Raw genomic sequence first — 25233 nt, 5'->3', positions numbered from 1 at the left:
GCCCGATGATCCAGCAAGGGAGGGCCATGCCGCGCGGCTCGATCAGACCGGCGCATGGGGCATTGCGGCCGCCCTGACGCCTTGCAGAACGCCGCCGCCATGGCGCGGCGGGACCTCCTAGCTTGACGAGCACAGAAACCGGCCTCTCGACCAGAATCTGGTCCCTATCGCAGCCTGACGCCTCCCAACTTCTTTCCGCCCTTTAATTAAAACGCAGAGCAAGATCAGCTCCGTTCCATTGCCATCTGCTGGGGGACCAGAAAACGGGCGGCCAGCACGCACAGAAGCACTGTGAACATCAGGATCAGCGCGACCAGCGCATTGATGTCGGGCGAGAAGCCAAGCCGCATCATCGCCCACAGCCTGACTGGCAGCGTGCTTTGCGTACCGGTGACCAAGATGGTGATCATCGTTTCGTCGAACGACAGGGCGAAGGCCAGGATGGCGCCGCCGACCATCGCGCTCGACAGGTTTGGCAAGATTACGCGCCAGAAGGTCTGCCAGGCGGTGGCGCCGAGATCATAGGATGCTTCAACCAGCGTGCGGCTCATCGACTGCAGCCGCATCAGCACGGTGCGATAGACAATCGCAAGCACGAAGACCGTGTGGCCGATAACGACCGTCAGCAACGAGCGTTCGAGGCCGATCTCGCGGAAAAAGATCAGCAGCGCCAGGCCGCTGATGATCGGCGGCATCAGGAATGGAAGGAAGATGATGAACTGCAGGATTGAGCGTCCTGAGCGGCCGCCGTGATAGTAGAGCGCCAGCAGCGTGCCGCTGACCACCGAGAGCACGACGGTGCAAAGGCCGACGATCAGCGTGGTGCGCAGGGCAGCTAGTATGTCGTTGTTCCCAGCCAGCGCCTGATAGCTCGAAAGGGTCGGCGACGACCAGTCGACGTCGCCATGCGAGATCGTGAAGAACGACGACACGATCGGCACGAACAGCGGACTGTAGAGCAGCACGGCCACCAGCGCCGTGACCGCGGCCAGGAAGAGGGTGGAGGGCCGGGGCAGGGCGATCATACTGACGTCCCCCGGTTTCGTCCGAAACGTTCGCCGATAAGGATTGCACAGATCACCACGACAGCAAGCGCTACCGACAGAGCCGCGCCGAACGGCCAGTTATAGGCCGTGCCGAACTGGCTATAGAGGATGCGGCCGAAGGTGAAGCCGCTGACCCCACCGACCATCTGCGGCGTCAGGAAATCGCCGATCGCCAGAACGAAGACGAAGCTCGCCGCCGAGACGACTCCGGGCAAGCTGAGCGGCAAGGTAACGCGCAGGAACGTCTGCAAGCCGCTCGCGCCAAGGTCGTCCGAGGCGCGCAACAGGGTCTGGGGAATTCGCTCCAGCGACAGGAAGATCGGCAGGATGGCAAAGGGGATCAAAAGCACGCTCAGCGTCAGCAGGATGGCGTTCATGTTGAACACGAAAAGCGTCGACGGCTGCTGCAGGATGCCGAGCGCCACCAGTGCCTTGTTGAGGAAGCCGTTGAGGCCAAGGATGCTGCGGATGGCGTAGATCTTGATCACGTAGCTCATCAGCAACGGCACCAGAAGCAGCATGAGCAAGGCATAGCGCCACCGCCCTTTCAGCGTCGTAAGCAAATAGGCGGCGGGGTAAGCAATCAGGATGCAGATGATCGCCACCGACACACACAGCACGATAGTATTCCAGAACACTGGCACAAAGATCGAGTCGGTGACGAACCTGACATAGTTGCCGAGCGTCGGCGCATAGACGATCGTACCCTGGTCGACGCTAAAGAAACTGTAGACGAGGAAGAGCGCCAGCGGCACGACGACAAAGACGACAGGCAGAGCGAAAGCCAACACCGCCGCAAGCAGCGACAAGCGCCGCTCCTCGATGTGTGTCGATCCAGCTTTGCTCATGCCAGCACCAGATGGCCTTCATGCGGCGCGAACGAAAGTGAGACCGTTTCGCCGCATTTCAGCGCGCTGCCGTCAATCCGGCTCGGCACGCGCAGCCGAAGCCGTTGCGCGGCGTTGTCCGTACCCACCGTGATTGTGGCGACCGTCGATGAGCCAGCGAAGGCCAGGTCGGCGATGGTCCCGGAAAAATGATTGTCGCTTTCCGTGGACCCTGCAACGCGCAAGGCCTCGGGACGGAACACCGCGAAGGCGCTGGCGCCATCCGGCGCGGCCTTCAGAAGCGGCTGATCGCTTACCGAGCAGATCAGGCGGCCAAGTGCCGTCTCGATCGGCCGCTGCTCACCCTCAACCGCCCCGAGTTTTCCGGCCACCAGATTGTTTTCGCCGAAGAAGCGGGCCACGAACTCGCAGTTCGGCTTGTAGTAAAGCTCATGCGGCGTGCCGAGCTGGCAGATATGACCGGCCTGCATAACGCAGATCCGGTCGGCCATGCCGATGGCTTCCTCCTGGTCGTGGGTGACGAACAGGAAGGTGGTCTTGATCTCGCGCTGGATGGATTTCAGGAATTCCTGCATCTGCCGGCGCAGCTCCAGGTCGAGTGCGGCGAGCGGCTCGTCGAGCAGGATCAGGCGCGGTTGGCAGATCAGCGCCCGGGCCAGCGCGACGCGCTGGCGCTGGCCGCCGGAGAGCTGGGCTGGAAATCGATCGGCAAAACGCCCGAGCTGGACCAACTCGAGGGCTTCTGCCACGCGGCGCGCGACCTCCTTGCGCTGGACATGGCGCACCGAAAGCCCGTACCCGACATTGCCGGAAACGGTCATATGTGGAAACAGCGCATAATCCTGGAACACGGTGTTGAACGGCCGCCGGTTGATCGGCATGCGGCTGATGTCCTGGCCGTCCAGGCGGATCTCGCCTGCTGTCAGCGGCTCCAGCCCGCCGATCAGCCGCAGGACTGTGGTCTTGCCGGAGCCCGACGGTCCAAGAACGGTCAGGAACTCACCGTCCTGGATCGACAGGTCGACATCGTGCAGCACGGAAACCATGCCGTAGGATTTCGAGACGCCCCGCAGCGTCAGCAGGTCGGTGTTCTGGTTCATGGAATGCTCCCGCTTACGCTTCGGCGGTCCGAAACGTGTCGGACCGCCGGATCTCTGAAGTTGGGACAGCCAAGTCAGGGCGTTGCCTTGACCTCGTTCCACATGTCCGAACGCTTGAGTGGATCCTCGACATTGTTGAGCCAGACCAGCTTGTCGTTGCCGCCGGCGCTGCTGGTTTGCGTCACCGTGTTGCCGAAGCCGGTGCGCTCGGAAAGTTCTGCGCCAATCTTCTTGCTCAGCATGAAGTCGATCCATTTCTCGGCCGCCGCATTGTCACGGACACCCTTTGAAATCACCCAATTGTCGAGCCAGGCAAGAGCGCCTTCGCTGGGATTGACGTAGGCGACATGGGCGCCGATCTTCTGCAGGGCCTTGACCTGCTGCTGGCCGTAATTGGCCCAGATCAGCGCAACGTCGTTGTTTTGATAGATCTGCTGCGCCTCGTCGGCGGTGGTGTAGAAGCTGAGCACATTGCGCTTGAGCTCTACGAGCTTGGCCTTGACCGCCGCCAGCTGCTCCGCGCTTAGGTTGAATGGATCCTTGTAGCCGAGCGTCAGCGCGGTGAACGAGAAATTGTGCTCGCCATTGTCGTAGGCGAGAATCTTGCCCTTGTAGGCCGGATCCCACAGGACCGACATCGAGGTCGGCGCCGGCTTGACCTTGTCGGTGTCGTAGATCAGCCCGATGGAGTCGAAGCAGAACGGAATTCCATAGACCTTGCCGTCCTTGGTGACGCCGCTCACCGTGCTCAGGTCACGAAAACGTGGCAACACCTCTTTCTGGTTCGGCAGCTTGGTCAGGTCGATCGGCGACACCAGGTCGGCCTTGATGTAGCGCTGCAACTGCGCGGTGTTGACGGCGAAGACATCGAAGTCCTGTCCTTCGCTGCCTTTGATCTTGGCCCAGATCTCGTCATCGCTGCCGATAAAGACGACATCGACGCCGATGCCCGTGCTGGCGGTGAAGTCCTTCACCCAGTCCGGATCGGCGTAACCGTCCCAGGCCAGTACGCGCAGGTTCGCGGCCAGCGCCGCCGACGTCATCAGGCCGATGCCGAGCCCGATAGTCGCCATTGTCACAAACAGTTTCTTCAGTCCCATTTTAATCTCCCATTTTCGTTCTGGTGGACCGTACTTTCAGGACTTCTGCCCTCACAGCTTGGTGACGACGACCAGTCCCTCGTCCGGCACAGAAACCATCCGGTTGCGCAGCGGCTTTCCGAATGTCGGTGCCTGGATTTCATACTCGTCGCCGGAAGCCGTCTTGATGCCGGAGGCGTAGCTCATTACCGCCGCGCCGAAGAAATAGGCGTGCAGGTCGCCTGCCCTGCGATGCATCGGGTAGCGGAAATGGAAGTGTTCGAGATTGGCGATCGAGTGCGACATGTGCGCTTCGCCCGACAGAAATTCCTGCTCCCAAATGACAGCACCGTCGCGCAGAATGCGGGAGTGGCCGCGCACTTCGTCGGGCAGGTCGCCGACCAAGAGCTCCGGGCCGATCGAGCAGGAGCGGAGTTTCGAGTGGGCGAGATAGAGGTAGTTCTCAGCCTCGGTGACATGGTCGGAGTATTCGTTGCCGAGCGCGTAGCCGATGCGGTAGGGGCGGCCATCCGGCCCGTTGAGGTAAAGCCCGACGATCTCGGCTTCCTCCGCGCCGGCGCGTGCGAAGGCCGGCATGGGCAGGTCGGCGCCAGGCGACACGAGGCAGGTGCCGACGCCTTTGTAGAACCATTCGGGCTGAATTCCGATCCGCCCGGCGGCGGGCTTGCCGCCCTCCAGGCCCATGCGGAAGATCTTCAGCGAATCCGATTCCTCGGCGTCCTCGCCATGGGTCAGCACATGCATCTTGTCGCGCGCGGCCGCACTTCCGGTATGGGTCAGGCCGGTTCCGGTGACCAGGAAACGCGCCGGTTCCGGATGATCGACCGGTGCCAGCACGCGGCAGTCGCGCAAGATTTCGTCATAGTCGACAACCGCATCGCGCGTCCGCTTCTCAACCAGCGACGCGATGGACGCGCCCTGCGTGATTGCCGCTTCGGCGAGTTCCAGGACGCTGCCGGTGTTTTCGAGCGGGTGCAGGTGATTGCCGTCATCGGAGACGCGGCCAACCCGTCTGCTGCCATCCGGGGTTCTGAACTGAACAAGACGCATGAAATACCCTTTTCTCCTTGCTGCGGTAGGGATCACACCCAGCCCGCATCGACGATGAATTGTTGGCTTGTGCACATGCGGCTGTCGTCGGCGGCGAGGAACAGCGCCATGCGCGCGATATCGGAAGGATGTAGCCGCTCGGGCAGGCACTGCCTTTCCTCGATCTGGCGCTCGCCGGCCGGATCCAGCCACATCCGCATCTGGCGCTCCGTCATCACCCAGCCCGGCACCATGCAGTTGACGCGGATGCGCTCCGGCCCGAACTCACGGGCCAGCGCCCGCGTCATGCCGTAGACGGCGGCTTTCGCGGTGACATAGGCAGGGCAATCGGGATCGCCGACCATCCAGGTGATTGACCCGAAATTAATAATCGAGCCGCCGCCTTGGGCCCTCATCTGCGGGCGCACTGCCTGAGCCGCGAAGAACTGGTGGCGCAGATTGACCGCCATGCGGTCGTCCCAATAGGCAACCGTCACGTCCTTGGTCTGATGGCGGTCGTCATTGCCGGCATTGTTGCACAGTACCTCGATCGGGCCGTTGTGCCGTGCCGCCTGTGCGATGGCGGCCTGCAGACCTTCGACGTTGCGCAGGTCACGGGGAATGAACAGCGGTGCGGCATGTCGCTCGGCCGCGATCGCCTCCACCAGGCGTCGTGAAGGCTCTTCCGCCAGATCGACGAATGCGACGTGGCTGCCTTGTGCGCAGAAATGGCGCACCAGGCTTTCGCCGATGCCGCTGCCGCCGCCGGTAATGAAGACGCTGCGCCCCTTGAGGCTCGGATAGGTCGCGTAGGCGCCGATTTGATCCATTATCGCGCGCCTCTCTAGTGCGAATGCCGGGGGATGCCGGCGTCGCGCCGGCCGACGAGAAAGTCGAAATCGCAGCCCTTGTCAGCCTGCAGCACGCGCTCGACATAGAGGCTCTGGTAGCCGCCTTCGGGCGGTGCCGGCGGCTTCCAGGCAAGGCGGCGGATGGCGAGTTCCTCATCCGATATCAGCAACTCCAGGCGGCGCCCGGCGACATCAAGCTCGATGAGATCGCCGTCGCGCACCAGGGCCAGCGCGCCGCCCGCCGCGGCCTCGGGCGCCACATGCAACACGACGGTGCCAAAGGCGGTGCCGCTCATGCGCGCGTCCGAGATGCGCACCATGTCGGAGACGCCCTGCTTGAGCAGCTTGGCCGGCAGCGGCATGTTGCCGACCTCGGCCATTCCGGGATAACCGCGCGGTCCGCAGTTCTTCAGCACCATCACCGATGAGGCGTCGATATCCAACTCGGGATCGTCGATGCGGGCATAGAAATGTTCGATGTTCTCGAAGACGACCGCCTTGCCGCGATGCTGCATCAGTTCGGGAGTTGCCGCCGACGGCTTGATGACGGCTCCATTGGGCGCCAGGTTCCCGCGCAGTATCGAGATGCCGCCTTGCCTGGTGAGCGGATTGCTCAACGGACGGATGACTTCGCTGCTGTAGTTGGCCGCCCCGCCGATCAATTCCCCGATCGTCTTGTCGCTGATGGTCATGGCGTCACGATGAAGAAGCCCCACTTCATCAAGCGACGCCATTACCGCAGCTAGCCCCCCGGCATAGTAGAAGTCTTCCATCAGGAACCGGCCCGATGGCATCAGGTCGACAATGGTCGGAACGTCGCGGCCGAGGCGGTCCCAGTCTTCAAGGCTAAGATCAACACCGATCCGGTTGGCGATGGCGATCAAGTGCAGAACCGCATTAGTCGAACCGCCGATTGCGCCGTTGACGCGGATGGCGTTCTCGAAGGCCTGCTTCGTGAGGATCTGCGAGATCTTCACGTCGCGGTGGACCAGATCGACGATCTGACGCCCGGCCATCTGGGCAAGCACCCCACGGCGCGAATCCACCGCCGGTATTGCGGCATTGTCCGGCATGCCGATGCCGAGCGCTTCCACCATGCTGGCCATGGTCGAGGCGGTGCCCATTGTCATGCAACTGCCGGCCGAGCGGCTCTGGCCCTGTTCGGCAGCGAGGAAATCGGCAACCGGCATGCGACCGGCCTTTACTTCCTCAGCGAATTTCCAGACATGCGTGCCCGAGCCGATATCCTGGCCGCGGAACTTGCCGTTGAGCATCGGCCCGCCTGAGACGGCGATGGTCGGCAGGTTGCATGAGGCGGCCCCCATCAGCAGCGACGGTGTGGTCTTGTCGCAACCGACGAGCAGGATCACGCCATCTATTGGATTGCCACGGATGGATTCCTCGACATCCATACTGGCCAGATTGCGAAACAGCATGGCGGTGGGGCGCATATTGCTCTCGCCCAGCGACATCACCGGAAACTCCAGCGGCAGGCCGCCGGCTTCATAGACGCCGCGCTTGACGTGATCCGCCAGCGCCCGCAGATGGGCGTTGCAAGGGGTCAGTTCCGACCAGGTGTTGCAGATGCCGATCACCGGGCGGCCGTCGAAGGCATCGGCGGGTATGCCCTGGTTCTTCATCCAGCTGCGGTGCATGAAAGCGTTCTTGCCTTCGCCTCCGAACCAGGCTTGGGACCGCAGTTTGCGTTTCGGTTCGCTCACGATTGCCGGCTCCGACCATTGGGGCGTTTGTTGCGATTCTCGACGCTGCGGCGCACGTCGTCCTCGGCATTGTCGATGAGTACCAGCAGTGCCTTTTGCGCACCGAGCGCGTCACCGGCGGCGATCTTCTCGGCCACTTCGCGGTGCAACGGCAAGGAATGACGCTGCCCTTCCGGATTGTCGTTGGAGAGGCGAAAGCTCATCACCAACGCGGTTTCGACCAGTGCAGCCAGTGAGCCGATCAGCTCGTTGCCGGTCATGCGCAAAATGGTCTGGTGGAACACCAGGTCGGGCTTGGTGAAGCGGTCACCGTCATCGCTTACCGCTTCCATCTCGGCCAGTGCGGCGTATATCTCGGCGATCTGCGCCGGCGTTGCCCGCTGGGCAGCGAGTGCGGCCGACACCGGTTCGATGGCACGGCGCAATTCGAACAGCGCGCGGACATCGTCGGCGCTGACGCGGCCGGCGTAGCGCCACGACAGAACGTCCGGATCGAGGAAATTCCAATCGGAGCGCGGTCGCACCCGAGTGCCGGTCTTCGGCCGCGATTCGACGAGCCCCTTGCCCGCCAATACCTTGATCGCCTCGCGCAGGACCGTGCGGCTGACGCCCAGCATCTCGCTGGAATCGTCGGCATTGGGCAGTGCCTCGCCGGGCAGGAAGGCGCCTTGCACAATCCTGAGCCCGATTTGCTCGACGACGGTGGCGTGCAGCGCTGTGGAGCCGCTCGAAACCACGACTGCTGATCTCGACGCGCGCGCCGTGCTGAAGGCTTTTCTATTATTCATACTATTCATATGATATGTTTCTTAGATGCGTTTACGGGAGTCAAGGGGGAGGGCAGTTTTCGGCGTTGGAAAGATGCGCACGACATAAGTGCGGCGCCTGATCTCTTCCTTGAGGCGTTCCAGAATGTTGGTCGACTTCAGGTGCTTGCGGTGCTGGCGCGGCAGGCGAAAGAAGGTCAGCGTGCGCTCGATGGTCTCCTCCACCCACGTCGTCAGCCTGGGATAGCGGCCCGACCATTTGGCAAGCCACGCGGCGAGATCGGCCTTGGCCTCGGCGAGATCGCGCCGGTCGTAGAGCCATCTGAGCTCCTGCAGGCAGTCGTCGCCATGTTTCCTCGGCAGGTGATCGAGCGCGTTCTTGGGGAAGTGCACGTAGCAGCGTTGCCAGGCCGCTTCCGGGATCGCCTCGCCGATCGCCGCGACCAGGCCGGCATGATCGTCGGACACGACCAGTTCAACGCCCCTGAGGCCCCGCGCCTTGAGCGCCACGAGGAAGTCCTTCCAGGCCGAGCGGCTTTCCCGATTGGCCATCTCCACGGCCAGGATCTGGCGCCGCCCGTCCCAGTCGATGCCGACCGCGATCAGCACCGCCTGGCTCACGACGATGCCGGCCTCGCGCACCTTCTCGTAACGGGCTCTCTCAGCGAATTTGCAGAACTCCCAGCACACTACCTTGCAAGCTGTTCCGGGGTGGAGGCTGTTTCGGCGTCAAGGATCGCCGATGGAAGCTGCGCCGCTTCTTTTGTGCTGAGCCGGACTGCCGATGGCGCTTGATCTCGACGCTCTCAGAGCCGGCGTCAGCGCGACATATCGGGACGACCGCTAGCCCCCGTCATCGACGAAACGTACGGGCAGTTCCGTCGCCGCCAGTCAATGATTAGTGCTGCGCCCAAGATCGGGAGCATTCGCAGCATCAGCAATTTCTGAAGTCGCTAAGAGAGCCTTCGACAAGGCTTAGCTTTATGAATGAGTGCCCCGCATAGGTATTCTCCATCCGCCGTGGGGCGTAGTGCTTGTCGGGGCCCTCTAAGCATCTCCATTCGAGCGATGCAGAGATTGGCACGCCTGCATCGCGAAGCGCCGTATTGGCCTGGTTGCTGGGAGAGCTACTACTGCATGTCTTCACCGCCAGAGCCGTGCAAGAAGGACTGGACCTCATCCATGTCGATCTTGCCGTCGCCATTCTGGTCGATTGCAGAGAAGATCCGCCCGACAGCGTCCTGAACCTCGTTCTCAGACAATGATCCGTCGCCATTCGTGTCCAAAAACGCGAACATCAGTCGCATTCCTGCGCCGCGCATCATACGCGGGCCATGGTGTGCAGCCATCCTGTGCTCACCGGCCGGACCGCCATCACGGTTTTTATGCCAACGATCGCCATGACGATCTGCATCGTCCCGAGCGTTGTCATCCTCTTCTTGACGATTGTTGGCCAGCTCGGAGCTTCGATCCTGTTGCATCCTCTCCCGGATGGCTTGGTCAACCATCTGGCGGATCATTTCACGTGTCGGGCCGCCCGCTTGTCCGTTTACATTCGGCAACTGCCCGGCTCCGGGCTGCTCGGTCGCCGGGGTAGGCCCAGGGGTTGCGTTTGTCTGGGCGAGAGCAGGGAAAGTCGCGAATATAAAAACGGCGGCCGCAGTCGTCGTGCAGCGGGGGAATCTCATGGCATGCTCCATTCGATTGGACTTGGTCTGCCTCAAGCTGATTGAGCTAGCCCAAACTGGAGGTCTCTTCGATTGTTCCGGCCCGCGTTCCAGGTCACGAGGAAGTTACGCGAGCCGACTTCGAGCACCCTCTAGCTTCCTGTGGCGCAGCCATGGCGGATCACGGCGACCGAAGATGCTCCGTATCCGGCCAGTTCAGTTCTCGTCCCGAGATTTGGTCTAACCCTGGGGTGCTTGGAACAATGAAGCGGCCGCCACGTCATGTAGGATGCATTCCAAGCAGTCGACCAACCGCTCGCATATACCGTTCTTCACCGTCGGGCATTCGAACCGCAAAATTGAGGAATTCATCGATATCCTTCGGCAGGGGAGGATCGGCATCGTCGTCGACGTGAGGCGCCTGCCCGGGTCCCGCGCCTACCCGCAGTTCGATAGCGAACGCCTGGCTGCGTCACTCGCTGAGGCGCAGATCGCCTATGAAATTGTGGTGCCGCTCGGCGGGCGGCGCGGCAAGGTGGATGCGGTTCCGCCCGAAACGAACGGCGCGTGGAGAAACCAAAGCTTCCACAACTACGCGGATTACGCGTTCTCGGCGGAATTTCGAAGCGGACTCGATCGCCTGCTCGCACTCCGGCCGCGTCGCTGCGCGATGATGTGCTCGGAGGCGGTCTGGTGGCGGTGCCACCGCCGGATTATAGCTGATTATCTTCTCGCCCATGGCGAAGAGGTCTTCCACCTGATGGGCAATGGCCGGGTCGAGAAGGCCGTACCAACGGCTGGCGCGGTTCTTCGAGACGACGGGTCAGTGATCTATCCGGCAGCGGCCACCACGATCTGAGGAAAGGCGCAAAGGCCGGGCCGAGGGCGCAGGAATGGGTCAGCGCGACCTGCTTTGTCCGCCCACATCAATCCAGGCTGGCGCGTGGTCGCTCGGCTTTTCCCACCCACGGGTCTCGACATCGACACCTGCAGCTTGAATCGTTTCCGCAAGTGACGGGCTTACAAGCAGATGATCCATGCGCAGGCCGGAGCTTCGGTCGTAGCCTCCGCGATAGGAGAAATTCCAATAGGTGTAGATGCCCTTGCCCGGATGGATCCGACGCATCGCGTCCACCCAGCCCAAGCTCACCATGCGGGCATAGGCGTTCCTGCTTCCCGGGAAGAAAACGGCATCTCCCAACCACCGCGCAGGTACTACGGCGTCAATCTCCGTGGGCACGACATTGTAGTCTCCACAAAGGACGGTGCGCTCGCCTAGCAGCGATTTGCTATAGGTGATGAGACGTTCGAACCAGCGGAGCTTGTAATCGAACTTTGGGCCTGGTGCGGGATTGCCATTGGGTAGATAGATGCAGCCGACGACGAGGTCGTCGATCTCGGCCTCCAGATAGCGGCTGTGCGTATCATCGGGATCGCCCGGCAGCCCGCGGCGGCGCTCGACCGGGTTCCTTCCACGCGCCAGTATGGCCACGCCGTTGTAGGATTTCTGGCCGTGCCAGACAGCGCCATAGCCGGCGCCTCGGATGGCCTCTACCGGAAATTTGTCGTCGGACGTTTTCAGCTCCTGAAGGCACACCACGTCATAGCGGGTCTCGCCAAGCCACTTCAGGAGCACCGGCAGGCGGCCGTTGACACCATTGACGTTGAAGGTCGCGATCCGAGGCATCGCTTATCTCCCTGCGCGGCTTCCTCTGAGCTTGCAACGCGAGGTGCAGTGGTGGGTTCAACCTGGAACTGTTCGTTGGCCTGTCGGTTAAGAAATTTGGTGCCCCCTAAGGAGGTCTGAATGCCCCGCCGCGACAAATCTAAACATACGGAAAAGCAGCAGCACCAGCCGCCCAAAGATACTTGGTCAAGCAAAACGGGAAGCGGCCGCCAAAACGCCTGGCAAGACCAACGATTGGGACCGCGACGCGGTGCATGGTGACGGCAACACGGTCGGCATTAAACCCGACTCCGAATAGCTCGCTTCTTGGATCAGGGAGCTGTGCTCTTCGGAACGGCAGCGCGCGTTTTTTGCAGACCACATTGAGAGGAACGACGATCGCCGAGCGGGCGGGGGGCTTGGGGGATGTCGACGATCGTCGGAGCGCAAGGGGCCATGTAGCCAGCAAACTCCGTTGCGATAGGCCCTGGCTCAGTATGTCGTTGATTCGGCGCAGAAGTACATAACAAGTTCAGGGGCGCTTCGCCCAGTGCCATCTTGCAAGCGAAAATCGTCGAAACCAAATCCTTCGCCAGCTGCTGGCGAGAAAGTCGGGACGACGTTGGGGGTCTCAGCCGCTTTCCGGCGCCTTCTCGTTCCATGTTGCTCAAAAGAAGATGTGACTGTGAAGAAACGCTATAAACTTGCTCCGGACGGGTCTGGGTTGGACCGTATGGTGGACGTGCTCGAGAATGCGAGCGATAGACCGGCATCGATAATAGTACGCTCGCGCGGGCTCGATCCGCGACAGTGGAGACGGCGTTCGCCGGGTGCCGCGGCCGATGCTCGGCTTCAAGTCGTTCGCAAGCGGACTGCAACCCTGGCCGGGTCGAGATGGTCGATGTGATGCGCAAACGACAGGCGAGATACGCCTACAATCCTAATCCGTCTATTGCTGAACAGTTTGAAATCATCGCCGCGGCGTGAAGCTCTTGGTGCCAGTTTCTGTGCCGGACTGAAATTTGCAACGGAGCCGCAAGCCACGCTACGATCAGCCGGAGGCTCGCCGTCTGGCAAATGTTCCCTTGGGAAGACCGCGAATCTCCGCCTGACATTCCGGATCAAAAGCGATGCTGTAATTCCCCGTCAACGCCAGCGAAACGCGTCCAGAGTGTAGTCGGGCCACGCGCCAAGCTCTTGGAAAAGCGCGGTCAGGTCGCCGCTGTCGGCCAATATACCCGACTTGACCAGCGCGGTCGCCACGCCGGCGGCACGTCCTCCAGCTATATCGTGCTCGACGCTGTCGCCGACGCAAATCGCGTTGCCGCGCGCCGGATTTCCCGCAAGCGCCAGCGCGGCCTCATAGATCGCCGGATAGGGTTTGCCGATACGGGTGACGCTGCCGCCGAGGCGTTCATAAATATCGGCGATCTCGCCGGCGGCGAAACGCGGTCCGATCGCGGTCAGCATGATCCGATCCGGGTTGGTGCAGAAGCACGGTATCTTCAGTGCCGCGGCCGGGCCGAGAAGCCCGCGGTAGTGATCGAGGTCGTAGCGGTCGCTTTCGCTGGCCGCGATGAGCACCAGCTCGGCGTTCTCGCCGCGCTCGGTCAGAACAAGGGGCAGGCCCTCGATTGCCGAACGGTCGCCGTCGCGGCTGATCAGCAGGCATCTTGTTCCAGCCCGCAGCTCGCCCAAGTTCGTCATATTCCTGAAGACGCGCCAGGCCACCTCGCCGGATGAGACGAAATGGTCCCAGCTTCCCGCTTCGAAACCAAGCTTCAACAGCCGCCGTTCATTGGGCTCCGCCCGCTTGCCGGAATTCGAGATCAACGTCACCGTCTTGCCGGCGCGCTTCAGCGCCGACAGGGCTTCGACCGCGCCGGGATAGGGCTGTTGTCCATCATGCAGCACGCCGAACTGATCGAGCAGGAACACGTCGTAGCGCTCTGCGAGCGCTGCGATCCCGTCGAGATGTACGGCCTGTCTCGCACTCACAGCAGCCCCGCTTCCTTTGCGCCGGCCAGCGCCAGCCTTGCCGTTCCTGCCGCAGCCTCGTCGGACAGGGCCGGCAGGAATTCGACGCCGAGCTTGCGCTGCCGGATCGCGGTCCAGGCGGCATTGGCAGTGCCGCCGCCGACGCTTCGGACCGAGGTGAGCTTCGGCGCGCCGAGTTCGGCGAGCCTCTGATAGCCGAGCGCCTCGGTGGCCGCCATGCCCTCCAGCATCGCCTTGAGATAGTCGGCGTCGGATTCGGGTCGGGGCAGCAGGCGCGGCTGCAGCATTGGATCGGCAATGGGAAAACGTTCGCCGACGGAGCGTAGCGGATAATAGTCGAGGCCGGACTCCGTCGCCGGATCGATCGCGGCGCTGAGCTCGACGATGCGCGCGAGCGAAAAATGCTGCGTGAGCACCTTGCCGCCGGTGTTCGACGCGCCGCCAGACAGCCAGGTATCGCCCAGCCGATGGCTGTAGATGCCGTAGCGCGGCGCCGAAATCGGCCGGTCGGACAGGATCTTGATGGTCAGCGACGATCCAAGCGCGGTGACGCCGTCGCCGGCGGTCGCCGCGCCCGTCGCCAGGAAAGAGGCGCAGCCATCGGTGGTGCCGGCAACCACCGCGACGTCGCGCGGCAGCCCGAACAGATCGGCGGCGGCGGCCGTAAGCCTGCCGCTCAGGGTGCCTGGCCTGACGACGGTCGGCAGAAGCTCCATGCGCATGCCGGTCGCCGCGATCCATTCCGGCCAGCGACGCGCCTCGGCATCGTAGCCGGTCTTCAAGCTGTTGTTCTCGTCGCTGACATCAAAGCGACCCGAGAATTGTGCGGCGATCCAGTCTGCTTGATGCAGCACGGCATGGATGTCCGGCAGGCGCTGGAACCAGAGCGCCTTGGCGAGACCGGACGTTGCCCCATGTGCGGCGCTTGCCTCCGGTGCCGCGTCGGTGATTGCGGCGAGTATGGCGGCATCCGAAACCTTGTCGTTGTACATCAGCGGTTCGGCCAGCGGCCGCCCGACGCGATCGACCGGCAGCACGGTGCCGGACGTGCCGTCGACGGCGATCGCTCGCACCGCTCTGCGATCGATTTGCGAGAATAACTCCTGCAATGTCGTTCCGACCGCGGACCACCACACGGCGGGATCGCGGTCGTTCGCTCCGAAGCGCTCGAGCGGCACGGCGGCGCTCGCGGCGATGGAGAAGTCCGGACGCATCGCGACGGCGCGCGACCCGGAAGTGCCGATGTCGATGCCTAATGCAAGCGACACCATTCGCCTAAACCGCAGTGTTGAGTTTCTGGCGATACTGCTCGGCATCCCAGTTGACCAACTCGTCATTCTCGGCGTCGGTGAGATAATTCAGCCGCGCCGTGATGTCGACCCGCGCGGTCACATCCGCGAGGCAGCGCTGCATGGCGTCCGCGCCGGAGCTTGCGTCGCCGCGCATCAGCACGCCGGCGCCCGGAAAGAGGATTGCGACAGGGTCCGTACCTAGCCGGGCAACGACGTCGGCGACCTGCTCGCCCGGTCTTGCCACCGCGGAGCCAGGGCCAAGAAAGATGACGTGGTCCGGATAGAGGCTGCCGGCCTCTGCTATGCGGCAACTGTCCGCATCGAGCGCCACTGCATGCGCCTCGGCTTCTGCCGGCAACCGGTAGCCGCTGTCACGGGCGAGCGCTCTCAGCGCCGCGGTATCCGGGATCGCCGTCTCCCGCGCCGGACGCGCCAGGAGCGATCTCACCCGATACAGCAGACGCTCCGCCTCGGCCACAGTCTCCGCCGCGACGACCAGTCCGTGATTGCCGAGGATCAGCACGTCGGTCCCGGGCCTGAGCCGCTCGGCAATACCCTGCGCAAGCGGCAGGCCCGGCCGGCGATAGGGAACATAAGCCCACGCGACGCCATCGAGACGCCGCGTGGCCTCGGCCTCGCAATCGGTCTGGACGGCGAGCGAGATCGTGTTGACACAGTGGACATGCAGCACCACCCGCTGAGGCATCAGCGCATGCACGGTGGTCTCGATCGACGGCCGCAAGCCGCGCGGGTTGAGGGCGCCGATCGCAAATGCCTGCGGCTTGTCCGCGGTCGGATCGCGTCGTTCGACCGCCTCGAGGAGCGGACCCATCGCCACCGGCACCATGATGTCGTCGGTCAGAGCGTCCTTCAGCCATGTGCCGGAGGCCTTGATCCATAGCGTGTCGCCGGCTTTCAGCGATGTGTTGCCGCCGGCTGCCTGGGTCAGATGCGGATCGGCGCCGATGGTGGCCGAAAGCGCTCGCAGGGCAGCCATTTCCTGCGCATCGGTCGTGGTCGGCATGGCTTCCTCCAACGGCTCGGCGGTCTTGAACAATTCCCCATCGCGGGAGCGCGGTTGGCGCTGATATCGCAGACCCGAGCGACTTACGTCAATAGTGATCTAGTATGATCAAATCGGCTTGCAATTCGCCCGATGCTGAGTAAGTTGCACCAAATGCCGTGCAAAAGGGCATTATCGGGAGGAAAGAGTTGAGCGACTCCGGCCGCCAGCGTCAGATCGTCGAGCTCTTGCGGGACCGCCCGTTCGCTTCGGTGCGCGAGCTGCAGGAGCGGCTTGGCGTTTCGGCGGCGACAGTCCGGCGCGACATCGACAAGATCGACGAGGCCGGTGAGGCCAGGAAAGTCTATGGCGGCATTTCGGCGCTCGATGGCGCATCGCAGGCCGGCATCGCCTATGCCAGGCCCTATGACGAGAACCGCGATCTGGCAGTCGATGCCAAACGGCAGATCGCCGCCGTCGCCGCCACCATGGTGCGCGATGGCGATGCGGTTATCGTCCATGGCGGATCGACGTGTTTTCATCTCGGCGTCAAGCTTGCCGACCGCAACATCCGCCTTTTTACCAATTCCATGCCGCTCGCTGCGTATCTCGGCGATCACGGCCATTGCAGCCTGACGATTGCCGGCGGCGATCTGCACCGCGAGCCCGGCATAATCCATTCACTCACCCAGGCCGTGCCGTTCTATGCCTCGAAATTCTTTCTCGGCGCCCAGGGACTGGGCCCCGAGGGCGTTTTGGAATCGCATCCGCTGCTGGTGCGCTCGATCATTGATCTCAGCTTGTGCGCGGACCAGATCGTGGTGCTGGCCGACAGCCGCAAGCTGTCGATTCACGCCCGCAACGTCGCGCTGCCGCTGTCGCGGATCGGCACGCTGGTGACTGATGACGGCCTTTCCGACGCCGATGCGCGCATGCTGGAGGATGCCGGGGTCGCCGTGCGCATCGCTCCTTCATCGGGGGCCGTCCAGTGAAGGTGGCGGTACTCGATTTCGGCAAGACCAATTCCAAGCTGTTCGTTTTCGGCCAGGACGGCCGCATCCTCAGCGAACAGCGCACGAAGCCCGAATGGATACGCAAGGGCGGCCTCAGTGTGCTCGACGAGGCAGCGCTGCATGATTGGGCGCTCGACGCCGTCAACCGGGCCGTTGACGGTCATGGCATCGAAGGCCTGATGGTGTCCGGCCATGGCTGCACCTTCGCTCTAGTCGGCGATACGGCGCTGACGCATCCGATCCTCGACTACGAACAAGAGCCGCCGGCCGACATCGCCGCGCGGATTGATCCCCGCATTCCCGATTACACCGAGACCTTCTCGCCGCGCCTGCCGCTCGGCTTCAATTACGGCCGCCATATGCTGTGGCTGAAGGAAGTGGAGCCCGACGCCTTTTCGGCGGCGAAGGCCATCCTCGGCTACCCGCAATATTGGAGCTGGCGCTTTGGCGGTCGCGCCGTTTCGGAAGTCTCCTATCTCGGCTGCCACTCGCATCTGTGGGCGCCGCGCAGGCGCGACTTCTCCTCGCTGGTCGACGCCGAAGGCTGGCGCGGCCACATGCCCGTCTTCGCGCGCGCCGGCGTGGTCACCGGGGAGCGGCGGCTTGGCCGGGCCGGCAGGCCGGTCGCCATCCACAATGGCGTCCATGACAGCAACGCCGCGCTGCATGCCTATCGGCGGCAGGAGCTCGGGCCGCTCACCGTTGTATCGACTGGCACCTGGGTCATCGTGCTCAACCCCGACTGCCCGCTCGAGGCGCTCGACCGTGAACGGGACATGCTCGTCAATGTCGATGTCGATGGCGGCCCGGTGCCCACGATCCGCTTCATGGGCGGGCGCGAATTCGCTGTGATCAGCGGCAATTGGCAGGGCGCGATTGCGCCGGCCTCGATACAGCGGACGATCGACGCCGGCACCATGGCCCTGCCGAGCTTTGCCCCCGGCGGACCGCTGCCGGGCCGGACAGGCGAAATCGTCGGGCCCATTTCCGATGCCGGGCAGCGCGCGGCCGCGGCGCTGCTTTATGTGGCGCTGATGATCGATCTGTCGCTCGACCTGATCCGTTCGCGAGATACGGTCATCGTTGATGGCGGACTGAATGCCGATGGGCTGCTTGCCGCTCTCCTGGCCGCACTGCGGCCGGGGCAATCCTTCATGCAGGGCGCCACGCTTGAAGGCAGCGCCACGGGCGCCGCGGCGCTCGCATTCGAAAGCATCGGCCGCGAATTCGCCGCCGATACGCCGGAGCCGGTACACGCCGCGGACTTCAGGGGCCTGGACCGCTACCGCAACGACTGGCGCGACCTCATTGCCGGGCGCCACATCGCCGGCGCGGCGGCAGGAGGTGCGCAATGAGCGCCGCCGCCCATGTCGCGCCGCAAAGGCCGGTGCTGGAGATGCGCCATATCTCCAAAACCTTCGGTCCTGTCCGGGCGCTGCGGGACGTGTCGCTCACCGTCAATGCCGGCGAGTTGCATGCGCTCATGGGCGAGAATGGCGCCGGCAAGTCGACGCTGATGAAAGTGCTTTCCGGTGCCTATCGGCCGGATCCCGGCGGCGAGATCCTGATCGACGGAGCGCCGGTCGCCACGGGCGACCCGATCAAAGCTCGCGCCCACGGCATCGCCGTGATCTACCAGGAGCTGTCGCTTGCACCCAACCTGACGGTGGCACAGAACATCTTCCTCGGCAACGAGCCGCGCAGGTTCGGCATCGTCGATCGCGACCAGTGCAACCGTCGCGCCAAAGAAATCATCGAGCGGCTCGGCGTCTCCTTTTCCGCGCGCGCCCTGGTCTCTAGCCTGTCGCTCGGCGAGCGCCAACTGGTCGAGATCGCCCGCGCGCTATCGACCAGCGCTCGCATCATTGTCATGGACGAGCCGACGACCTCGTTGACGTCGCGTGAGACCGATAGGCTGTTCGAGGTGATCGCCACGCTGAAGGCGCAAGGCATCGCCATCATCTATATCAGCCATCGTATGGAGGAGGTCTACCAGCTCGCGGACCGCGTCAGCGTGCTGCGCGACAGCGGCTATGTCGGCACGCTGGAACGCGCCGATCTCAACGCCTCGCGCCTCGTCTCGATGATGGTCGGCCGCGATCTCTCGGCCTTCTACAAGAAGGATCACCGACCGCCGGACAGCCAGCGCCGGGTTGCGCTGTCGGTTCGCGGCATGTCGGACGGCGGGTTGCTGAAGGACTGCTCGTTCGATCTTTACCACGGCGAGGTGCTGGCGCTTGCGGGGCTGGTCGGCTCCGGCCGCACCGAGCTCGCCAGGCTCATCTTCGGCGCCGACCGGCGCAGCACAGGTGAGCTGGAGCTCGACGGCAAGCCGATCGCCATCGCTTCGCCGCGTGAAGCGCTCGATGCCGGCATTGCCTATCTCACCGAGGACCGCAAGGAACTCGGCCTGTTCCTAGACATGTCCATCTCGGACAACATCAATATGGGCGTGCTGACCAGGGATGCGCGGGCCGGCGGTTTTCGCGACTTCGCCAATGCCGAGCGGCGTGCAGCCAAAGCCATCGCCGACCTGTCGATCCGCACCCGTTCGGCGCAGGCCAATGCCGGGTCGCTGTCGGGCGGCAACCAGCAGAAGGTGCTGCTTGCCCGCTTGCTGGAGACCGAACCCAAGGTCGTCATCCTCGACGAGCCGACGCGTGGCGTCGACGTAGGCGCCAAGTCGGAAATCTACCGGCTGATCGACAGCCTCGCCGGCAGGGGCATCGCCATCCTGATGATCTCCAGCGAACTGCCTGAAGTGATCGGGGTGGCCGACCGCGTGCTGGTCATGCGCGACGGGACTATCGCCGGCGAGGTGACGGCGTCGGAAGGCAGGCCGCTGCGTCAGGAAGAGATCATGGAACTTGCGACGGGAGCGGCCCAGCGATGATCGACAGCTCAGCAGCGACGAAGGCGGCGGATCAGGCAGCGGTTAGGAGCAGGCGGCTGCGCACGGCCTTCGCCGCGCTCGGCATGCTGCCGGTTCTGCTCCTGCTTGCCGTCGGCTTCCAGTTCATCAATCCACGCTTCCTCACCGGCACGAACCTGCTCATCGTCACCCAGCAGTCGTCGATCAATATCGTGCTCGCCGCCGGCATGACCTTCGTCATTCTCACCGGCGGGATCGACCTCTCCGTCGGCTCGATCCTCGCCGCCTCGGCGATGGTCGCGGTGCTGGTGTCGCTGGTGCCGGACTGGGGCATGCTCGGCATTCCGGCCGCTATACTGCTCGGCCTCGGCTTCGGCATCATCAACGGGCTGCTTATCGCTTACATCAGGCTGCCGCCCTTCATCGTCACGCTGGGCTCGCTCACCGCCGTGCGCGGCGTCGCCCGCCTGCTCGGCGAGGATACGACAGTCTTCAATCCCGATCTGCCTTTCGATTTTATCGGCAATGGCTCGCTGTTCGGGGTTCCCTGGCTGGTCATCATCGCGCTGACGGTGGTGGTGCTGTCCTGGCTGGTGCTCAAACGCACCGTGCTCGGTACCTGGATCTACGCCGTGGGCGGCAATGCCGAGGCGGCGCGCCTCACCGGCATCAAGGTGCCGCTGGTGCTGCTCTTCGTCTACGGCGTGTCGGGCCTGCTCGCGGGCCTGGGCGGCGTGATGTCGGCGGCGCGGCTCTACGCCGCCAACGGCCTGCAACTCGGCCAGTCCTACGAGCTCGATGCAATCGCCGCCGTCATTCTCGGCGGCACCAGTTTCGTCGGCGGCGTCGGTTCGATCTGGGGCACTCTGATCGGCGGGCTGATCATCGCCGTGCTCTCCAACGGGCTCATTTTGGCCGGTGTCTCGGACATCTGGCAGTACATCATCAAAGGATTGGTCATCATCGTGGCGGTCGCCCTCGACCGTTACCGGCTGCAGGCCGGAGCAAGAACGTGATTGACCTTGGTCGCCGGCCCAGACGAGCCGGATTGTGTAACGCACCGTGAGAGGCGCGGGGCAATCGGAGGAAGCAAGTAAATGAAGACCATCGCCAAACTGCTCTGCGGCGCAGCCCTCGCGGCCCTCGTCATCGCGCCGGCATCGGCCAAGGACCTAAACAAGGTCGGCATCTCGGTCGGCCTGCTCGGCAATCCCTTCTTCGTCGCCACCATCAAGGGCATCGAGGACGCGGCCAAGAAGATCAATCCCAAGGTCGAGGTGACGTCGGTGTCGGCGGACTATGACCTCAACAAGCAGGTCTCGCAGATCGATTCCTTCATCGCCGCAGGCGTGGACGTCATCATGCTCAATGCAGTCGATGCCAAGGCGATCGCGCCCGCTGTCAAGAAGGCGCAGGCGGCCGGCATTGTGGTCGCCGCCTTTGACGTCTCGGCGCCAGGCGCCGACGTCACCGTGATGACCAACAACGTCAAGGCCGGGGAGGAAGCCTGCCAGTACCTGGTCGACCACACCGGCGGCAAAGGCAACTATGTCATTCTCAACGGCCCGGCCTCGTCCTCGATCCTGGAGCGCGTCAAGGGTTGCAAGAACGTGCTGTCGCAGCATCCGGACATCAAGATCCTGTCTGATGACCAGAACGCCGAAGGCTCGCGCGACGGCGGCCTGAAAGTGTTCCAGTCGCTGCTCACTCGCTTCGACAAAATCGACGCGGTGTTCGCCATCAATGACCCGACGGCGATCGGCGCGCAGCTCGCCGCCAAGCAGCTCAATCGCTCGGAATTCATCATCACAGCGGTCGACGGCGCCCCCGACATCGAGAAGGAGTTCGCATCCGGCACCTCGATGATCAAGGCCTCAGCCTCGCAGGATCCCTATGTCATGGCCGGTCAGTCGCTGACGATGGCGGCAGAGGTGCTTGCCGGCAAAAAGCCGGCCGAGCCGACCGTGCTGCTCGATCCGAAGCTGATCACCGCCGAGAACCTGAAGGACTACAAAGGCTGGACGGCGGCTCGCTAACGCTGCTCCCAAGGCTGGCGCGGCTGGGTCGTTCGACCCGGCCGCGCCCTATCCATCGGATGGAGATGATCATGTCGCGTATTGGAATCCACTCTTTCGTTTGGTCTGCGAGCTCGGCGCAGGCGGATCTCGAACGCACGCTGGCCAACACGAAAGAAGCCGGTTTCGACCTGATCGAGTTCTCCTATCTCGATCCGGCCGATGTCGATATCGGCAAGCTGGCCAAAAGCATCGCCGATCTCGGCCTTGGCGTCGCCATCAGCATCGGCCTGCCGGCCGAGGGCGACATCTCCAGCGCCGACAAGGCCGTCGCCGCCCGCGGTGTCGAGATCCTCAACCGCACGATCGCGCTCACGCGCGATCTCGGCGGCCAAAAAGTCGGCGGCATTCTCTCGACCAGCCACGGATTGCAAACCGAGGCGCCGACGCGTGACCAGTGGAACCGCAGCGCCGCGACACTCGCCAGGGTCGCGGAAACCGCCAAGGCGGCCGGAGTCACGCTCAACCTCGAAATCGTCAACCGCTTCGAAAGCAACCTGCTCAACACCGCCGCGCAGGGGCTGGCCTTCATCGAGGACACCGGTTCCGACAACATCTTCCTGCATCTCGACACCTTCCACATGAACATCGAGGAGGCCGATGTCGGGCTGGCCATCCGCCATGCCGCGAAGAAGATCGGTTATGTCCATATCGGCGAGAGCCACCGCGGCTTTCTCGGCACCGGTAGCATCGATTTCGCCGCGATCTTCGACGCGCTGACGGCTATAGGCTACAACGACGATCTCAGCTTCGAATCCTTCTCTTCGGAGATCGTCGACGAGAACCTGTCGAGGAAGACAGCGATCTGGCGCAATCTGTGGACCGATAATATGGAGCTTGCCCGCCATGCGCGCCGTTTCATCGCAGTCGGGATGGAGACGGCGCGCTTGAAAGCGGAGCTTGTTTCGGCATCGCAGAGGCCGTGACATATCATTCCACGGGTATTCACCTGGCCGTAGGGGTCGATCAGTGTTCAATACAGCCACAACGAGGACGACACTGTTGCCAGACTAGGCGGTGACGAGTTCGTGATCATTCATAATGGGGTCGATCAGCCGAATCGCGGGAATAGACAGGCGGCCCGTCGAGGGTGCGAACGGTCTTTCAGTGGCCCTCGACCTGACGACAGATGAATCAGCGTCGAGTTCCGAAAATCGCCTGCCAAACCAGCTCGCGATCGTGGCGGGCGAGCCGGTATAAATAACACCGCACCTGATCCGCCACCTTCGCGCGGCCGTGACGTCGAAGCCGACAATGCCTTCCGGAATAGGCTCTGACGGGCTGCGGTTCGCAAGTCAGAGGGAAACCGATAGACCTCCGTCAACCGTCAGCACATGTCCATTGACGTAAGCGGCAGCGTTAGAGGCGAGAAACACCACGGCTCCGCCGAGTTCCTCAGGCTGCGCCCAGCGGCCGGCAGGGGTTCGTGCTTCGACCCACTTGGTGAAAGCCTCATCGTTGATAAGCGCGGTATTGAGCTCGGTGGCGAAATAGCCGGGGGCGATCGCGTTGATGGTTATACCGTGACGGCCCATTTCGGCGGCGGCGGAGCGCGTCAGCCCGTGCAGGCCCGCCTTTGCCGCCACATAGGCGTGAATGGTGGGACGGCCAAGGATCGCCGCAACCGATCCAGTGTTTATGATGCGCCCGAATTTGTTTGGCAGCATGAGGCGCGCTGCATCACGCATCATGCGAAAGCAGGCCGAAAGATTGACCGCAATCACACGGTCGAAATCCTCGTCCTCCCATTCGACCAAAGGCCTGCGATGCTGGATGCCGGCGTTGTTGATCAGAATATCGAGGCGGCCGCGGCGTTCGACGATCCCTTGGAGCGCCGCCCTTGAGATCGCCGCGTCGGTAACGTCGAACGGCAGGGCTTCGGCCCCGATCCTTTCCGCCGCCGCGGAGAGGGCGTTCATGCCGCGAGCGTTGACGATTACCGTCGCACCGTTTTCCGCAAGTGCTTTGGCCATGGCGAAGCCGAGGCCGCGCGAAGCACCCGTGACCAGTGCGACACGGCCGTTGAGCGAGAACAATTCCGACATTGAAACCCCTGGAGCGAGATGAGAATGCTTCAGTTTAGCCGCATCTCGCTCCAACGAAAGGGCGGGAGTTCCTCCCGCCCAAAGCCCTATTTGGCGACGCAGGTATCCGCCGTCTGCGGAGTGCAGACGTCGAGGCCGGTGTAGGTCGGGTCAGCCGGCGGAGCCTTGCCGTCCTTCATATCCTTCAATGCCATCATCGTCTTGTAGCCCATTTCGAACGGCCGCTGGCCGACCTGGCCAAGGGAGAGACCTTCCTTCATCTGATCGATCTGGACGGGAAGCGTGTCGGCGACGACGAGGGCCAGGGCCTTCGAGGCGATCTTGTCCTTGTACGGGGCTACCGCAGCTCGGTTGGCGTCTGGGATGAACTGCGGGAAGCCACCGGTTGGGATGAATGCGTCGAGGTTCGGGTTTTTCCCCATGATGTCCTCGAATTGCTGCACCGAAAGCGGGAAATCATCGTTGGTATAGAGCGGACAGCCTTCGATTTCGGTCCAGCCATTCTGGCCCGTCAGCCGGTCCCCGGGCGAGGCTGCCGATTTGGTGCCCGAAAGCGTATCGCGAATGCCCTGCATGCGCTCATTGTGGTTGGCCGCCGCCGCGCCGCCCGACTGGATACAGATCGTGCCGCCCTTGGGCTTAATCTGCATGGCAAGCTTGGCAAGGTTCACGCCGATCTCATAATTGTGGGTCCCGATATAGGCGGCGCGAAGATCCTTGTTCTCGGGCAGGAGGTCGGAATCCCAGGTGAGGACCGGGATGCCGGCTTCCTTGGCGGCCTGCAGCGCGACTGCCATCGCCGCGGCATTCGATGGCGACACGGCGATGCCGTCCACCTTCTTGGCAACGAGGTCCTGCACGATCTGTACCTGCTCGTCGCCGCCGCCATGCTCTCCGGGGCCGATATACATGCACTCCAAGGCCCCATTCGATTCGGCTTCGGCTTTCTTGCAGCCGTCGCGTGCCTGGTCGAAGAAAGGATTGTTCATGTTCTTCGGCACCAGGGCGAAGGTGTATTTCGCCTGGGCGCCGGAAACGGCGAGCACCATTGCGCCAAGCGCCACGGCCGCCGTGAGCAGATGTTTTTTCATGGGACGTTCTCCTCCTTTGGTGTGATCCCGCAGGCCTCCCGCCGGCGGG

General features: G+C 63.2%; 22 protein-coding genes and 2 pseudogenes. 8 read left to right on the top strand and 16 right to left on the bottom strand.

What is annotated here, in order from left to right:
* Positions 1-224: 224 nt before the first annotated feature.
* From LB553_RS25540 to LB553_RS25495, 10 genes and pseudogenes are all read right to left on the bottom strand, one after another.
* Positions 225-1025 (bottom strand): ABC transporter permease, encoded by an 801-nt coding sequence (locus LB553_RS25540; RefSeq protein WP_224517302.1) that lies wholly within the window; start codon positions 1023-1025, stop codon positions 225-227.
* Complete coding sequence (locus LB553_RS25535) at positions 1022-1894, bottom strand: ABC transporter permease (protein WP_224517300.1); 873 nt, start codon at positions 1892-1894, stop codon at positions 1022-1024. The genes LB553_RS25540 and LB553_RS25535 overlap by 4 nt, the downstream gene beginning before the upstream one ends.
* Positions 1891-2994: an ABC transporter ATP-binding protein gene (locus LB553_RS25530; protein ID WP_224517298.1), complete on the bottom strand. Its 1104-nt coding sequence runs from the start codon at positions 2992-2994 to the stop codon at positions 1891-1893. The genes LB553_RS25535 and LB553_RS25530 overlap by 4 nt, the downstream gene beginning before the upstream one ends.
* Before the next feature lie 74 nt (positions 2995-3068).
* Positions 3069-4094: an ABC transporter substrate-binding protein gene (locus tag LB553_RS25525; RefSeq protein ID WP_224517297.1), complete on the bottom strand. Its 1026-nt coding sequence runs from the start codon at positions 4092-4094 to the stop codon at positions 3069-3071.
* 51 nt (positions 4095-4145) lie between these two features.
* Complete coding sequence (gene araD1, locus LB553_RS25520) at positions 4146-5144, bottom strand: AraD1 family protein (RefSeq protein ID WP_224517295.1); 999 nt, start codon at positions 5142-5144, stop codon at positions 4146-4148.
* Positions 5145-5176: 32 nt separating this feature from the next.
* The gene (locus tag LB553_RS25515; RefSeq protein WP_318011533.1) at positions 5177-5956 is read right to left on the bottom strand and encodes an SDR family oxidoreductase; all 780 of its coding nucleotides are present in this window, start codon (positions 5954-5956) and stop codon (positions 5177-5179) included.
* A gap of 11 nt (positions 5957-5967) precedes the next feature.
* The gene (locus LB553_RS25510; RefSeq protein WP_224517291.1) at positions 5968-7695 is read right to left on the bottom strand and encodes an IlvD/Edd family dehydratase; all 1728 of its coding nucleotides are present in this window, start codon (positions 7693-7695) and stop codon (positions 5968-5970) included.
* A complete protein-coding gene (locus LB553_RS25505) occupies positions 7692-8492 on the bottom strand; it encodes a FadR/GntR family transcriptional regulator (protein ID WP_224517289.1) in 801 nt (266 codons plus the stop codon). The genes LB553_RS25510 and LB553_RS25505 overlap by 4 nt, the downstream gene beginning before the upstream one ends.
* A 33-nt stretch (positions 8493-8525) precedes the next feature.
* Positions 8526-9119 (bottom strand): annotated as a pseudogene (locus LB553_RS25500) (transposase); the annotation flags it as partial.
* Positions 9120-9592: 473 nt separating this feature from the next.
* The gene (locus LB553_RS25495; protein WP_224517287.1) at positions 9593-10024 is read right to left on the bottom strand and encodes an EF-hand domain-containing protein; all 432 of its coding nucleotides are present in this window, start codon (positions 10022-10024) and stop codon (positions 9593-9595) included.
* A 394-nt stretch (positions 10025-10418) separates the two neighbouring features.
* Here LB553_RS25495 and LB553_RS25490 point away from each other — a divergent pair, with 394 nt between their 5' ends.
* Positions 10419-10988, top strand: coding sequence for a DUF488 family protein (locus tag LB553_RS25490; protein ID WP_224517285.1), 570 nt, complete (start codon positions 10419-10421; stop codon positions 10986-10988).
* A gap of 39 nt (positions 10989-11027) precedes the next feature.
* Here LB553_RS25490 and xth read toward each other — a convergent pair whose 3' ends face one another.
* On the bottom strand, positions 11028-11816 hold the full coding sequence (gene xth, locus LB553_RS25485) for an exodeoxyribonuclease III (protein ID WP_224517283.1): 789 nt from the start codon (positions 11814-11816) through the stop codon (positions 11028-11030).
* A gap of 800 nt (positions 11817-12616) precedes the next feature.
* On the opposite strand from xth, the pseudogene LB553_RS25480 reads away from it, so the two are divergent.
* Positions 12617-12782, top strand: a pseudogene (locus tag LB553_RS25480) (IS6 family transposase); the annotation flags it as partial.
* Positions 12783-12941: 159 nt separating this feature from the next.
* Here the strand turns inward: LB553_RS25480 and LB553_RS25475 are convergent.
* Genes LB553_RS25475 through LB553_RS25465 form a run of 3 tightly spaced genes read right to left on the bottom strand, consistent with a single transcriptional unit; the run spans position 12942 to position 16109 of the window.
* The gene (locus tag LB553_RS25475) at positions 12942-13793 is read right to left on the bottom strand and encodes a TIGR01459 family HAD-type hydrolase (protein WP_224517281.1); all 852 of its coding nucleotides are present in this window, start codon (positions 13791-13793) and stop codon (positions 12942-12944) included.
* Positions 13790-15064: an FGGY-family carbohydrate kinase gene (locus LB553_RS25470; RefSeq protein WP_224517280.1), complete on the bottom strand. Its 1275-nt coding sequence runs from the start codon at positions 15062-15064 to the stop codon at positions 13790-13792. The genes LB553_RS25475 and LB553_RS25470 overlap by 4 nt, the downstream gene beginning before the upstream one ends.
* 4 nt (positions 15065-15068) lie before the next feature.
* Positions 15069-16109 (bottom strand): class II aldolase/adducin family protein, encoded by a 1041-nt coding sequence (locus LB553_RS25465; RefSeq protein WP_224517278.1) that lies wholly within the window; start codon positions 16107-16109, stop codon positions 15069-15071.
* Between the two features lie 188 nt (positions 16110-16297).
* Between LB553_RS25465 and LB553_RS25460 the strand changes: the two genes are divergently transcribed.
* The 6 genes from LB553_RS25460 to LB553_RS25435 all read left to right on the top strand — a co-directional run bounded on the left by LB553_RS25460 (position 16298) and on the right by LB553_RS25435 (position 22974).
* Positions 16298-17080, top strand: a complete 783-nt coding sequence (locus LB553_RS25460) for a DeoR/GlpR family DNA-binding transcription regulator (RefSeq protein ID WP_224517276.1) — start codon at positions 16298-16300, stop codon at positions 17078-17080.
* Positions 17077-18456 carry a carbohydrate kinase gene (locus tag LB553_RS25455; RefSeq protein WP_224517273.1) on the top strand — a complete coding sequence of 460 codons (1380 nt, stop codon included), beginning with the start codon at positions 17077-17079 and terminating at the stop codon, positions 18454-18456. Before LB553_RS25460 ends, LB553_RS25455 begins: the two co-directional genes overlap by 4 nt.
* The gene (locus tag LB553_RS25450; protein ID WP_224517270.1) at positions 18453-19994 is read left to right on the top strand and encodes a sugar ABC transporter ATP-binding protein; all 1542 of its coding nucleotides are present in this window, start codon (positions 18453-18455) and stop codon (positions 19992-19994) included. Before LB553_RS25455 ends, LB553_RS25450 begins: the two co-directional genes overlap by 4 nt.
* Positions 19991-20989, top strand: coding sequence for an ABC transporter permease subunit (locus tag LB553_RS25445; RefSeq protein WP_224517268.1), 999 nt, complete (start codon positions 19991-19993; stop codon positions 20987-20989). Before LB553_RS25450 ends, LB553_RS25445 begins: the two co-directional genes overlap by 4 nt.
* An 81-nt stretch (positions 20990-21070) precedes the next feature.
* The gene (locus LB553_RS25440; protein WP_224517267.1) at positions 21071-22009 is read left to right on the top strand and encodes an ABC transporter substrate-binding protein; all 939 of its coding nucleotides are present in this window, start codon (positions 21071-21073) and stop codon (positions 22007-22009) included.
* Positions 22010-22080: 71 nt separating this feature from the next.
* Complete coding sequence (locus LB553_RS25435) at positions 22081-22974, top strand: sugar phosphate isomerase/epimerase family protein (RefSeq protein WP_224517265.1); 894 nt, start codon at positions 22081-22083, stop codon at positions 22972-22974.
* A 369-nt stretch (positions 22975-23343) separates the two neighbouring features.
* Here LB553_RS25435 and LB553_RS25430 read toward each other — a convergent pair whose 3' ends face one another.
* Together LB553_RS25430 and LB553_RS25425 are read right to left on the bottom strand one after the other, a co-directional pair.
* Entirely contained in the window at positions 23344-24093 is a 750-nt protein-coding gene (locus LB553_RS25430; protein ID WP_224517263.1) for a glucose 1-dehydrogenase, read from the bottom strand.
* A gap of 86 nt (positions 24094-24179) precedes the next feature.
* Entirely contained in the window at positions 24180-25184 is a 1005-nt protein-coding gene (locus LB553_RS25425; RefSeq protein WP_140839134.1) for a sugar-binding protein, read from the bottom strand.
* Positions 25185-25233: the final 49 nt, after the last annotated feature.

The sequence above is a fragment of the Mesorhizobium sp. CA8 genome (genome assembly GCF_020164955.1).
Taxonomy (GTDB): Bacteria; Pseudomonadota; Alphaproteobacteria; order Rhizobiales; family Rhizobiaceae; genus Mesorhizobium.
The sequence above is the reverse complement of the archived record's forward strand: the minus strand, read 5'-3'. Positions and strand labels throughout refer to the sequence as shown.